The 13,682-nt window shown below is 54.7% G+C and carries 10 protein-coding genes and 1 tRNA gene; 5 read left to right on the plus strand and 6 right to left on the minus strand.

Features of this window, described 5'->3' with window-relative positions; all coding sequences use genetic code 11:
* Positions 1 to 278 precede the first annotated feature (278 nt).
* Complete coding sequence (locus KF752_04570; protein ID MBX3420813.1) at positions 279 to 1,976, plus strand: S41 family peptidase; 1,698 nt, start codon at positions 279 to 281, stop codon at positions 1,974 to 1,976.
* Positions 1,977 to 2,166: 190 nt separating this feature from the next.
* On the opposite strand, the gene KF752_04575 is transcribed toward KF752_04570, so the two are convergent.
* Positions 2,167 to 4,806 carry a hypothetical protein gene (locus KF752_04575; protein MBX3420814.1) on the minus strand — a complete coding sequence of 880 codons (2,640 nt, stop codon included), beginning with the start codon at positions 4,804 to 4,806 and terminating at the stop codon, positions 2,167 to 2,169.
* Positions 4,807 to 5,232: 426 nt separating this feature from the next.
* On the opposite strand from KF752_04575, the gene KF752_04580 reads away from it, so the two are divergent.
* Positions 5,233 to 6,531, plus strand: a complete 1,299-nt coding sequence (locus tag KF752_04580) for a glycosyltransferase family 4 protein (protein MBX3420815.1) — start codon at positions 5,233 to 5,235, stop codon at positions 6,529 to 6,531.
* An 8-nt stretch (positions 6,532 to 6,539) separates the two neighbouring features.
* Here the strand turns inward: KF752_04580 and KF752_04585 are convergent, their stop codons facing one another.
* From KF752_04585 to KF752_04605, 5 genes are all read right to left on the minus strand, one after another.
* The gene (locus tag KF752_04585; protein ID MBX3420816.1) at positions 6,540 to 7,019 is read right to left on the minus strand and encodes a hypothetical protein; all 480 of its coding nucleotides are present in this window, start codon (positions 7,017 to 7,019) and stop codon (positions 6,540 to 6,542) included.
* Positions 7,020 to 7,117: 98 nt separating this feature from the next.
* Positions 7,118 to 7,188 (minus strand) — tRNA-Gln (locus tag KF752_04590).
* A gap of 82 nt (positions 7,189 to 7,270) precedes the next feature.
* Positions 7,271 to 8,527: a PDZ domain-containing protein gene (locus KF752_04595; protein ID MBX3420817.1), complete on the minus strand. Its 1,257-nt coding sequence runs from the start codon at positions 8,525 to 8,527 to the stop codon at positions 7,271 to 7,273.
* 96 nt (positions 8,528 to 8,623) lie between these two features.
* On the minus strand, positions 8,624 to 9,391 hold the full coding sequence (locus KF752_04600) for an anti-sigma factor (protein MBX3420818.1): 768 nt from the start codon (positions 9,389 to 9,391) through the stop codon (positions 8,624 to 8,626).
* 13 nt (positions 9,392 to 9,404) lie between these two features.
* Positions 9,405 to 9,917, minus strand: coding sequence for a sigma-70 family RNA polymerase sigma factor (locus KF752_04605; GenBank protein MBX3420819.1), 513 nt, complete (start codon positions 9,915 to 9,917; stop codon positions 9,405 to 9,407).
* 302 nt (positions 9,918 to 10,219) lie between these two features.
* On the opposite strand from KF752_04605, the gene KF752_04610 reads away from it, so the two are divergent.
* The 3 genes from KF752_04610 (at position 10,220) to KF752_04620 (ending at position 13,681) form a co-directional block, all read left to right on the plus strand.
* Positions 10,220 to 11,260, plus strand: a complete 1,041-nt coding sequence (locus KF752_04610; protein MBX3420820.1) for a galactose mutarotase — start codon at positions 10,220 to 10,222, stop codon at positions 11,258 to 11,260.
* Between the two features lie 302 nt (positions 11,261 to 11,562).
* Complete coding sequence (locus KF752_04615; protein ID MBX3420821.1) at positions 11,563 to 11,850, plus strand: hypothetical protein; 288 nt, start codon at positions 11,563 to 11,565, stop codon at positions 11,848 to 11,850.
* A gap of 586 nt (positions 11,851 to 12,436) precedes the next feature.
* Positions 12,437 to 13,681, plus strand: coding sequence for an FG-GAP repeat protein (locus KF752_04620; protein ID MBX3420822.1), 1,245 nt, complete (start codon positions 12,437 to 12,439; stop codon positions 13,679 to 13,681).
* The last annotated feature ends 1 nt before the right edge of the window (position 13,682 follow it).

The raw sequence follows: 13,682 nt of genomic DNA on the forward strand, positions 1-13,682 counted from the left end.
GAGCGATTATCGGGGCCTAAAGTTCATCTGGTTTTTTTGACTAGCGGCTTGCCGCGACCTATATTTCAACGGGCCTACTTCGCGCATGGATGGTAGCTGGTGGCATAATCGGTCAACGGAGGGCTTGTTACAGGCGAAACCGATGCCACCGCTTCGAGGTTGCTGGCCTAGCAGCGAATCGCAGATGAGTTTTTGATGCAACTCAAGCATCGGGGCACATCTGCTGAGGATTCGATATTCCATGTTGCCAAGAAGTCAACTTCCTCGGAAGAGCCCAGATGCCGATATCCGTGAGTGCCAGCCGTCTCCGTCTTGCTTACCTGAGGCCGTTTGCCGCGATTCTTTTATCCGCAGCATTTCAGCCCATCACATGGATTCAGGCTGCTGAGCCCCAGACCGCACAAGCTGGGAGTATTAGTGCCGCCAGTTCTGTACAAGATCCGTTGGCCCAAGGCTTAGATCTGGAGCACCAGCGAAACTGGATTGACGCCATTCATTACTATGAATCCGTATTGCGGCAAACTCCCGATAATGCACAAGTCCGAAGACGACTTCAAATCTCGCGTTTGCATCACGATGTCGTGCGCCGCTGCTCGGACTCGGCCATCGATCAATTGATCTCCACCGTCAGTCCGGCTGCCGCATTGGACCTGTATTCGGAAGTGCTGGCCAGGCTGGAGATGAGTTACGTCGATTCGGTTCAGTTAACTGAGTTGATTCGCGGAGGGACCGCCTATTTCGAAGTGGCGCTCACGGAACCAGCCTTTATTGATGCTCAAGTTCACGCCGGACGGCGAGAACGTGTCGAACCGTTTCGCTTGCAAATCCATCGGCTGACGCTGGCCCGACCCGTCCACGCTCGCAGCGACGCACGGCAGTTGGTAGCCCAAGCTGCAGAAGTTGCCCACACAGAACTAGGTATCAAGCCCACCGCGACCATCCTGCAATTCGCTTTGGGAGCGATTGGCTTGCTGGACCCATACTCAGCATTCTTATCGCCTGCTGAACTGAACGAAGTTGAATCTCAAATCGAAGGCAATTTTGTGGGCTTGGGAATCGCCCTTGAGCCGCATGTTGCACCGCTACGTATCCTGAATGTCATTCAAGGTGGACCGGCCCGCGAAGCCGGCCTGCAACCCGACGATCGCATTCTGGAAATTGGTTCCATTCGCTGCATTGACGTCGGAGCCGAACGAGCTGCGGACTTATTACGTGGCCCAGAGGGCAGTCAAGTGCGGTTGTTAGTCCAGCAACGCAACGGACAATTGGTTGACAAAATCATCGCTCGACGACGCGTTGAAGTGCCGAGCGTGGAAGACGTTGGACTGCTAGACACAGAACGCAAGGTGGCGTACTTGAAAATCAGCAGCTTCCAGAAGACCACCGCACAAGAACTTGACGAAGCACTGTGGAAGCTACACCACCAGGGAATGCAGAGCTTAGTGATCGACCTGCGCGGCAATCCCGGCGGATGGCTGGACGCTGCAGTGGCTGTGGCTGATCGCTTTCTGAATGAGGGAGCAATCGTTAGTACGCGTGGTAAGAACGGCATTGAAAATCAAAACTATGCGGCACATCGTTCGGGTACTTGGCAAGTTCCATTGGTCATGTTGATCGACGATCAATCCGCAAGTGCCAGCGAGATTTTAGCCGGTGCCATTCGCGACAATCAGCGCGGCGCACTGGTTGGCTGTACAACTTACGGCAAAGGCAGTGTTCAGGGTCTGTTTCATACCAAGAGCCTCAATTGCGGAATTCGATTGACGGTTTCCAAATTCTATTCGCCTAGTGGCCAAGCAATCAGCGAATTGGGTGTGTCACCGACAATCGCCGTGGATGGCGAGTCCCGAGACTACGTGACCGCTAAGCCTGTTACTGGCCGAGCTAATCCCCAAACCGATAAAGCTCTGCGCATCGCCCTGCAAGAGGCCCATGCCAGTAGTTACGTCGGACTAGTCTCCACGCGCGCTCGATAGCACTAAGTTACATCGACTGCTTGAATCCGAAAGAGTCTTCCAGTCTTGTCTGTGCGTGGCCAGACGATTATGAGCGCGTATCGACTGAAACAGTCAGGATGATCTACGTCTTGAGCGAATGTCATAAGACTTCACTCGCGGGAAGCTCACTGAATTGCTCCTGAATAGCCCGGAATAATACAGTCGCCTTTCAATCCGACAGTGGTTCAATTTCGCAGTAGTTAGCACCGTTGGCCAGCACAGAGAGTTGCAGAGTCAACGTGTGTTCAGAACCGATGACCAAGTTGTCCTCATGCGTCATCTTCAATTGAGATCGCTCAACGATGTCGGCGATCTCCTCCGGTCGATAGACCGTGCCGCGATCGCCTAATAACCTAGCTGCTTTCTCTATCTCGGCGAGCTGACTTTCCTGGTGCACATCAGGGCGATCACGCAAAGTGAGCGCCGCGTCGAAGTAGCTGTTGTGTTGCTTGCTAAATTGATACTGACGAACTCGCACGGACGAACTAGTCAGCCCGGCCAATTCCAGCCGAACTTGAAAACGATCGTCCGAGCGGGACTGGGTATCAGCCGCCTGGTGCGCGTAGGTTAGCAAGCGGATCGCGTTTCCGGAACGCGAAGCGAAACCCGACACGACATGTCCCGCGACCAACTGCTCATCCAGCACCCAAAAGGGTGATTCCATGCGCGCCAGCAGGCCAAGGAAATGCAGGATCGGCATGGCGATCGTCTGTTCCTGATCCACTTGGCCATTACCCGTCTGGTCGATCGCAATCACCCGAGTCGCGGCGTTGTGTCCACCAAAGTTGCGATTTGGCCAGGGCCAAAACGTGAGTATCGAATCACCTCGGTCAAAGCGCTGGTCCTCGGTCGCTTTCCGCAGCAGTCGCCGGGCCACATCGGCACACCACGTGGAAAAATAGCCGTTCCCGAGGTAACTATCGGCGGCCGCTCTGTCTGGTGGCGGATTCCAGCCCGGGCAGGATTCCAGCGAATGCACGGCGAGGCCTGAGAAAAAGTCCTGATCAATCTCGAGTGCCAACTCCTTGGCGCGAATCAACTTGGCAGCCATCGTGGCTGAGCTGTTGTAGGCATGGACCGAGATGAAGTCGCAGGGGCTACCGCGACCTGTGGCCCGACACAATTCTGTTACCCGCTGGGATCGCTTTCCTTCAAGCCGAGAATCTTGCAAGGCGGCGTTGTACTGGAGTGCCCCCTCGCGCTGGGCGCTGGGCGAACAGTGCGCGAGGAATCGCTCCAGCACGGGTTGCTCAATATGAACGCCGAAGATCGCTCCGATCTCCAGCCCACCGACCTGAACTAGCGTGGAATCGTATCCGCGATCCTCGAAGGCCCTGAGCACTGCATCTACGGTGTAGTCATAAAACTTCTGCAGCTCTTCCCAGTCACCGCTCCGCCAGAAAACGCGAGCCAGATCTGGTTCATTGAAGACGCTCCACAAGAAGTCCAGGCAAGCATCACCATAGCGCTCGATCAGCCGAGTCGTGATGGCGTGCACAACCTGATGATGCTGGGCATAATCCTTCGGATAGGTCCAGTTTTGACCATCGACAGACAGGTCGCCAGGTGCATCGGCAAAGTTGACTATGAGGCGATGCCCATAGCGACCATATACGAGGTCCCATTCCTGGTCAACGCGTCCCCAATAGTAGCAAGGCGTTCCCACCGGACGATACTTTATGAGGTAACAACCCCCATGAGGAAACAGACCGGGCGCGAAGGAAAGTTCTTCTTCCGGCAGCGGAGCCGCGTAGCCCAGCTTCCATCCTCCCTGGGGTTCCTTCAATCCAATGACGCGAAGAATTCTTGCCTGGAGGTCATCACGCACGATCTCCTGGACGATCCCCCTGGCGTGATGGACTCCGTCTGCGATCAGCACTTCCTCTCCCGTGGAGTAATCGCCACTCAGCGGTCGATCCGGCGGAATCCCATATTGCTGGTGTCCAAAGAAGTCTTCCAAGTGCACCAGCTTGCCAGATTCCGCCTCCTCAATGCGCACCACTCGGCGGGTTTCTCGCTCGCGCACGAGATTGGGCAGTCGAGGAGAAATAAACTGCGGCTGGTGCTCCATGCCGGTCAGCCAGAAATCCCGCTGCCAAATCCACGCGTTGGGCGAATTCCTTCGAACCTCGGCCATCAGCTCGTAGGTGGGCACCATGTTCGAACCACTGGTCGCAAAGCTGGGTTTGCAAAAGCCGCGGAAGAAACCTCCTTGCCAGCAAACGCCGAATTGGGACAAATCTAGACGGAAGTTGAGGGAGTGTACCGCGCCAGGCTGTGCTTCCGTGGTGAAGTACCAGCTTTGCCCAGCCGCCTGCAGTTCAGAGCCACTGTTCGTCCGAGCTGAGACGGTCAGCCGATAGCGTGTGGCCGGGCGAAGCTTTACCGCCGAATCGAAGCCGTTAGAGGTCATGGCCTCAGAGTCGATGTTCAGGGCCCAAGCGGGAGAGCCGGCGCGGACCGGTTGCAAACTTCCAGAATATCCCGGAGCGAACCGCAGGCCCGGCGCGACCAACGCAATTCGGTCTCCTTGTGGATCGGCAAGAATCACTTCGAGCGACTCTTCCAGCAACCAATCCTCGGTTGGCTCGACAAACCCCAATTGAATAAAAAAACTGGTTCGTACCGGAACATGTTCCGCATTTGGGAACGGACGCGGATAGCCATAGGGATCGGGATTTGCTCGCAGAATTTGCAGCAGTGGCGAGTCTGCGTGCGCAGGTGCCAACTCAAACAGGGCCACATGAGCCGCTAAGAACCACCAGCCCTGCCAACAGAACGAACTGATGAAGCGAACAGCTGGCCCCATTCCCAGCGGCTGCCATGAGCTCCGCAGCACCCCGTTCACGCTAAACCCTCACGGTCGAACTGAAAATAAGGATCACACCAACGTGAATGACAGTCATATTTTCGGCATATTTTCGGCGAAGTGTCGTCTTCAGCTTACCACTTCGTTCCGACGCTTCAATTCATGAGGAGATGGCCTCGCAATTGTCGCTAATCTTCACCGATGGATTGTGCACGGACGACACACAGTGCGCCATGGTACTAGAGACTGCGGGAATTTAGCCATTCCAGATTCAACGCAACGGCAACCAAAAGTTGCCGTTGGCCGCTACGATACAACCCAGGGAACCAAAGGATAGTATGTCTGATCGAATTAACAGTCTGTATACTGAATCTGCAATGAGACCGACCCTGGGATGAAGTTTGGTACGGATTGGCGGTTTGGAGTATGCGGATTGTCTATCTGACGGCTGGCGCAGCCGGCATGTATTGCGGCAGCTGTTTGCATGATAACGGTCTGGCCAAAGCCTTGATCCAGCGCGGACATGATGCGTTGTTGGTCCCCGTTTACACGCCCATCACGACCGACCAAACCGACGTTAGCCAACCACGACTGTTCTACGGTGGGCTGAATGTGTACTTACAACAATTATCGCCGCTGTTTCGCTGGTTGCCAGCTTGGAGCGACGCCTTCTTGAATTCTCCCAAGCTGGTCGGTTGGATCGCCTCGCGAGCGATGGGGACATCGGCGGCAAATTTGGGCGCGTTGACGGTGTCGATGTTGCGCGGAGCTGAGGGCCGGCAGCGGAAAGAAGTGGTCCGCATGGGTCAGTGGCTGAAATCGTTGGCACCGGATGCGATTATTTTTTCTAATTTGCTAATAGCCGGCAGCGCCCCTTGGCTGCGCGATCAATTGCCCGATAGCCGATTGGTGGTCATGCTGCAAGGCGATGACATTTTTTACAATGGACTGATCGAACCATACCGCTCACAAGCGCTCACCGAGTTGCGGCGACTGGCTAGGCAGGTTGACTTGATGCTGCTGCATAGCCGCCAGTACCAGCAGCGCATGAGCCAGCTCTTGCAAGTCCCCGAATCTCGCATGGTGGTGTGTCCGCTGTCGGTCGACTCGGAGGATTTACTGGCTATCCAGCGAAGCGCCAATCCAACTCGTCCACCGGCCGTCGGTTTCTTGGCCCGGCTAGCACCTGAAAAGGGGCTGCATCAACTGGTGGACGCTTTTATACAGCTTAAGCAGGGCCAGTCGCTTGCTCCTAAGATTCGCCTGGAGATCGCCGGTTGGCTGGGAGCGCAGCAGCGTGACTATTGGCAACAACAGCAAGAAAAACTGGAGCGCGCTGGGCTGCGGGATGACTATCGCTACTGGGGAATTATCGATCGGCAATCCAAGATCGAGTTTTTGTCGAACATTGACCTGTTGTCTGTTCCGACGACCCACCCTGAGCCCAAAGGTCTGTTTGTATTAGAAGCGCTGGCGGCCGGAGTCCCCTATTTACTGCCGGCTCACGGTGCCTTCCCGGAACTGCATGCTCGCGCTGGAATGGGGAAATTGCACCAGCCCGATTCCGTTTCGGATTTAGCTGATAACCTGCAACAGATGCTGGGTGATGTTGGTGCCTTGCGCGCGATGAGCGACGGTTGTCGCGAATTTGTTCGCCAACAGGCGACAGCCGATCTGGGAGCGGCCAGCGTTGAACAAGCGCTAAAGCAGCTCATGGCAACCTAGCGGTACAACTAAACTTTCCCGGTTTGCCAGACCAATTGCTCACAGGCGCGCAGCATGGCTGCCAGCGAATGAGCATCTGCCAGACGATGATCAGTGCCCACAGCCAACAGCGTTTCGGGCGGCAGTGCACTGCGAACAATCAGTTCGTGAGAATCAGCAAACGGAATCGTTTCGTCGCCCGGACTGTGAATCACAATCGACTGCGGCTTAATGCGATCGGCACTGCCCCAATGTTTCCAGGCTGGACACAACAAGACCAAAGGAATTGGCCCGCTGTTAATATTCATCGCCACTGCCCCGCCGCGCGACGATCCGACAACGACTTGTGGAACATGGGTGTCCAATGCATTTTGAGCGGTCTGGACGGCCAGTGCAAAATCGTCGTCGTTCAAGGCTGGATTGATGACTTCGTGGCCTTGCTCGCGTAGATACGATGGCTTGAGTCCACCTACGACACTTTGCCAACCATGCAGGAACAGAATTTTCAAGGAGCGATGCCTCGCATAGTACCCTTCAGCGGCCAGACTACCGCTGACTGTCCCCGCCTTGCGGTGGCTATCCCCTCCCACCGTGACACCAGCGACAACTGGCCCTCAAGGATTCGAACCTTGACTAACTGATTCAGAGTCAGTCGTGCTACCGTTACACCAAGGGCCACCGCAGTGCTGTACAGACTATGCAGCCCGTAAACTGCGGTCAAGACCACGGCCACCCTTGGAAGCATGGCAACCCGCCAAGACTACTCAGGTCTTTCCGCTGAAGTGAGCTTTTTGCGCAATTGATCGATCTCGTGCCGAAGCTGCTCGACCACATTCTTCAGCTGCGTGATCTCTTCGCTTTCTACTCGCTGTTTGGCTATTTCTGTGGCTTGTTCAGCCGTCTGGCGAGCCTGTTGGGCGTGTGCCCGCGTTTGCTCAGCAGCCAGTTTGGCCTGCTCTATCAGCCGCTGACGGATTTGATCGATCTGTGCTTTAGCCTCTTCACTAGTTGCCCACTGTTTTGCCAATTCGGCGCCAGACTCTGCCCCCGCAAGGCTGTTGCTGATTGCTTCTTCAATCGGCCCCGCGTATTCACGCTTAATCTGGTCCAGCCATTGTCCCAATTGTCTCTTGCCTTCTGCAGCACCTTCCCCCCCCAGCAACTGGATGACCTCAGCCAATTGCGATATTTGGTTCGATTCAGCAGACTTGTCAGTCGCGCCTAAGTTGAGTGCTGAACGCAACCAATTGCCAATATCTTCGGGAATCTGATCCAATTGGTCTTGAGTCAAGGTTTTCGTCTCGTCGCCGCGCCGCAAGGTAATCTCGGCAGGCTGCCCTTCTTTTCGCAATACGCTAACTTCGACTTCCTGGCCATTCAGATTTCGCTTGAGTTGAATATTCACATCGCCACAGATGGCCTCGCACAGTTTGGGTGAAATGCGAATCATCGACGGATCGCCAAAACGCAGTACCTTTAACTCTTTGCCGTGCGGAGCTATGCGCACCGACACGTCCCCCAATTCTTTGGTCCAATCGGGGTGCTGGAGAATGTCCTGAGAACGCAATTGAGGTACTACGGCGATTTCTACTTCACCTGCCTGACGTTGGATGCGCAGCGCGAGTGGCCGATCGGCTTTGGCCGTCGCCATAATCCGCACCAGCTCGGATGGATTGTGCAGCAATTGTCCGTCAACAGCCAAGATCACGTCGCCCTTTTTCAGTCCCGCACTGGCTGCGGGGCTATCGGGATGAACTTGATCTACTAACACACCATGATCGCTGCCCAAAAAGGCTGCCAGATCATCGCCCACACTTTTGAGAGCGATGCCTAACCACAATCGTTGTTCCGCAGAAGCTGTTTCTTGGCTTACGACGCTTTCAGAGTTGTTAGTCGATTCAGGTGCCGGCGCGGAACTAACGGCTTCTGCGGCACCCTGCTGAGCCCAACTTGAACTAAGGGAACTGATCGTCATACAGCCGGTCACTAACCAAGCAAGCACCAATGGTCGCCACATAATCGCTTTCCTTTTGTCTGAATTTGAGTGTGATTGATGCGCCAGCCGCGTGTGTGCCTGCATCGCTAGGCAATTTTCCTCGTCCACGCTCTGGCGTTAGTATGAAAATACGGTGGGCTCGATGTGCAATTGCTGAACTGGAACCAGAACCGATGTGCCATTGTCATAGTTGATGGGAATGAGCGCACTGGAACTACTGACGCGAATCTTACCTGTTCTTTCAAGCTCTTTGAGCCGATCCGGAATCTGGCTGTCTACCTGCAGCCACTGGGACCATGAGTTGCCGATATCTGCCGGATTGTTGCTAAGATTTTCATCAATGACCCAGCGATTGACTGAGCCAGTCGATTGATTCAACGCTTCCAACTGCGAATTGGAAGGCACCACTGCATCCACCCGCGCCAAGTCAGTGTTTTGGGAATCTGGCTGTTGAATAACCGCCATTTGACTTCCGAAGCGACTGCCCTGCTGTGCCCCGTCGCGGATCGAGGAAGCTAGCCAGCCCACGCCAATCCCCAGTAGCACCAACGCCGCCACCGCAGCCCACTGATGCGACGACTCAATATAGCTCTTCACGTGTATCAGGCTGCTGCCGGCCGGCGCGGTTATGTCCTTCGATTGCAAATCAACTTGCCATGCACTCGAACCGCGTGAGGCACAGCCCTGTTGCCAGTCCACGCTTTGGCCTGCCAAAGCCTGTAATTCCTGAGTCACTGCCTGCTCTTGCAGGAACGCCAGCGCGCAGTCACGCCACCGGTCGGGTTGAGCATCCAATTCGGCTAACGCGCGACGATACTCTGGACCACTCAGCTCGCCACTGACCAGTTGTTGCATTAGTTGTTGATAGTATTCATCAGATCTCATAGCTTCAACTCATCTAATCCAAGGCCAGCGCGCGGCGCAATTGGCCTCGCGCTCGATGCAAGCGACTTTGCACCGAGCTGGCGGTGGCACCGACGCGGTCGGCAATTTCCGTGTATGAAAGTCCTTCGACATATTTCAACACCAACAGTTGGCGTTCCAATTCACCTAGTTGCCCCATGGCGGCACGTACCATTTCCTGTCGCTCTTGGCTCAACAGAAACTGCATCGGACTCGCTGACTCTCGGCCGACCGAGCGATCTTGAAACGACCGCAACAACTTGCGCCGCCGACCAGCTTTTCTACGAAACAGCATGACCTGCCGCAACGCGACTCGATACAGCCAGGGCCCGATACGCTCGACCGGCTGATTTCGGGTAACTTGATTGGCGGCAGCCAGAGCAACCTCTTGCATCACCTCTTCGACTTCATCCATATTGCCCAACCGCGAATGCACTGCGGTTCTCAGCCAAGCTTCATGCTGGCTCAACCCAAGCAACAATAAGTCTCCATCAGCGGTGGCTGTCATTTGACTCTGATTGAAAGGTTTGCAGGCGAATCGGCGGATAAAACGTAGCTACCCTCACCTATTCTGTAACCACCGGGGCATAGACGGTGGACGGGCAAACTTGTTCCCTCTGCGCTGGCGAACGTAACCACTGCTGTTGCCGCCTAAGTTCTATTGTTGCAACATTTCTATGCTATCTTGGCCAAGCTCAAAAAAAAGCGACAATTAGCCGCCTTAGGCTATCACTCCACCCGTTTAGGGCATTCGACCCGCTGCACTGTCCTATTTCAGCAACTCATACGATCAACCAGGCAACATTCGCCATGCAAATCGACCGAAGCAACTATGGCTCGACACCAGATGGCCAAGAAGTCGAACTATTTAGCATCTCCAACTCATCGGGTTGGATGGTGCAACTCACCAATTTCGGTGCCATCCTGACCAGCGTCGTCGTTCCCGATCGCGATGGCACATTAGGGAATATCACTTTGGGATTCGACTCACTGGCTAGCTACCTCCAACGCCATCCGTTTTTCGGTGCCACCGTCGGCAGGTTTTGCAATCGGATCGCGGCTGGCAAATTTGAGCTGGACGGCAAGGTGTATCAGCTATCTGTCAACAAGCCACCCAATCACATTCACGGCGGGCAGATCGGCTTTGACAAGCGGGTATGGCGCGCTGAAACGGTAGCGCCCGATGCGCGGACGGCCGGGGTGCGATTGAGTCTGACCAGCCCCGATGGCGAAGAGGGTTATCCGGGAACCGTGCAAGCGACCGCCGAGTACCTATGGGATGAAGCAGGGCAATTGACCTGTACCTTTCGCGCGACATCCGATCAACCCACCGTCATCAATATGACTAACCATGCTTACTGGAATTTGGCTGGAGCCGGTAACGGCGACATCCGTCAACATCTCCTACAACTGGCGGCCAGTCAATACTTAGAAGTCGACGAAACGCTGATTCCCACCGGCGCGATTGTAGGCGTGGCGGACACACCGTTGGACTTTCGTCAATTCCATGCGATTGGCGAGCGACTAGATCAGTTACCCGCTACGAAAGGCTACGACCATTGCTTCGTAGTGGATGGTCAGCCCGGTAGCATGCGCCGCTGTGCGCGAGCCATTGATCCTCAAAGCGGTCGATCGCTGGAAGTCTTGACCACGCAGCCCGGCGTCCAGCTCTACACCGGCAACCACCTGACCGGCGCTTTTGCTTCCCACGCTGGCTTCTGCCTAGAGACACAGCATTATCCCGATTCGCCGAACAAACCTCATTTCCCCTCCACCCGACTGGTGCCTGGACAGGTCTTCGAGCAAGTGACTGTCTACCGTTTTGGAATTGCACAATCAGTTTCGCAGTAAGCGGAGGTTGTGACAGGAACGCGGAGGAGCTACGATCGACTGCAGACAGCGGTCGAGCATGAATCGAACCAGCAAGCCAGAACCGCCGAACGTCCCGCGACTGTTGGCACACCATTGCCATCCGGCTCACCAAGGTGACACTGCGAGTTAACCATTTGGTTTTGAATATTGCGCAGCCACATTCGCGACTTGTGGACTGCTCTTGACTGATTGAAGGCGAAAGCCACAGTCTGACAGTTTGATCTTTAGCCTCTAAAACGAGGGCGACCCGATCTGTCATCAGAACAGCAGTAGCAGCTTGAATGTCCCGCCACGCATGCCTGGTATTGAGTTTCATCGGTCTGCTTCTGAGTTTCGGAGCCAAACCGCTACCTGCGGGGCTGAGAACTTTCAATGTCCACCTTTCGGGCGTGGATGAGTTTTCTGGAAACACTTTGCGAGTGTTTGGTACACTCACCGTTGATCCTGCTCAGCCCATCACTTTTGAGGGAATTTCGTCGGCACTTGACATTCAGCAGAATTCGCTCACTCCGATTCAATTGCCCAGCAATCCAAATCTCGTTGGCCAGGTTTCGGACAACTTGGCATAGTTTCTCTTCGACAATATGCTATCCCTTAACCGCACTGCGAATGACGGTGCTGTTATCGAACGGGATACAGTTAGTTTATCTACCCGTGCATTCCTTATCTTTGGTTCGAGTAGCATCCCACATCTAGTGGGATTTTAGAAAATTGAATCCACCTTCTGTAGCAATTAACGATGTGCCTTTTTAAGGCCAGCGGACAGGCGGACGGGCCAGTTGGCGCCGCAATCCCAGAACCTTCATCCTTAGTGATGATGGTCGTATTGAGGGCATGTATTCCGCTACAACGGCAGCGGAGTTGGAGGACGCGGTTTACTCTTGATTTCTGATCTTCTGACGTCTCATGCGTTTTGCAGGCGTGAGCACATTTTCTAAAGCTCCTGCTTGGTGAAATGCTGCCCATCCTAGCAGCAATCGTATTTCTTTAGCCAGCTCCGGCTGCGTTGCGAATGCTGTGGGTGGGGTTAAAATGCCAGTTTCGGGTATCTCACGCCATTGTGTGACTCCCGCCAATTGCGCTTATATTGCAGGTTGGTGTCGTTAATGGAAAGTCGCAATTTACTTTCTAGGATTGCTTCTATCCGGAGTAGATATGTCCGTTCGTCGTGCATTAGTAGCCTTATCAGGCCGCGCAAGTTTGTTTTCGTTTGCAAATTCACAGGCTCGTGTGCGGCGACAGAAAGCAATTCGTCGGTTGCTTGTTGAACAACTGGAGGATCACAGGGTTCTGGCGGCACCACACCCACTGGCATTGGCCTCTCTCAACGGCACAAGCGGCTTCCGAATCGCTGGCATTGAATCTGGGGACTTCTCGGGCTTTTCCGTTTCCGGAGTCGGTGATGTCAATGGCGATGGTTTTGACGATTTAATTATTGGAGCGTGGGGTGCGGATCAACCACCCCCGGCCTTCCCTGACGCGCCGCCGCGCTTAAATGCTGGCAAGAGCTATGTTGTGTTCGGAGGAAACTTTACGCCGGATGTCGGCACGCAGGTAGGCAACAGTGCGAATAAGATATTGTTTGCCAGCAGAGGAGCCGCAGTCGACCGGTTGATCGGTGGGCTAGGAAACGATCAACTCTATAGCGATGCCGGAAGCGATGTACTTATAGGCGGACAAGGCGATGACGCCCTGGTGATACGGGATGCCGATTTTTCTGGTCGCAGACACATTGACGGCGGGAACGGATTCGACACGCTGGTTGTGCTTGGCGCCGGGCACGTTCTGAATTTGCCGGCAATCGCTGACAGTCGTATCGTCGATATTGAGGCGATTAATCTGGACGGCGACGGTAACAATTCGCTGATTCTCAACTATAGGGAAGTGTTGAACCTGTCCAGTACCAGCAACGTGCTGTATGTCCTCAGAAACGCTGGAGATGATGTCGATATTGGCACGGGCTGGACCCAGGTCAGCGATCACAATGAAGCCGGCCTTGTTTTCAGTGCCTATGTGCAAGGTGCCGCCATACTCCGGGTGCAGAAAGTTGCTGCAACAGCCTCCGTTGTTGGAAGATATGTCTACTACGCCGGCTCATCGTTTGCTGCAAGTGGAGTTCAATCCGCCCTCGATACTGTCAAAGTGCTGGCCCAAGCAGGAACGACCTCTCAGGTACTTGGTGCCAACAATCTGATCAACAGCTCTCGTGGCATCAATGGATTGGGGTTTGACATTGCAGGCCTGCCTAGCAATCTGAAGGTCACAGACTTTCAGTTCCAAATGAGCCCACAAGGTGTATGTAGCGAAGCTGCGAATCCTGTGTCCAGTTGGGCAACTGCGCCAACACCAACCTCAATATCGGTGGTGCCTGGTGCAACGGCTCGCGTGGTCATCAGCTAGG

Source organism: Pirellulaceae bacterium, assembly GCA_019636385.1.
In the GTDB taxonomy this organism is placed as follows: Bacteria; Planctomycetota; Planctomycetia; order Pirellulales; family Pirellulaceae; genus Aureliella.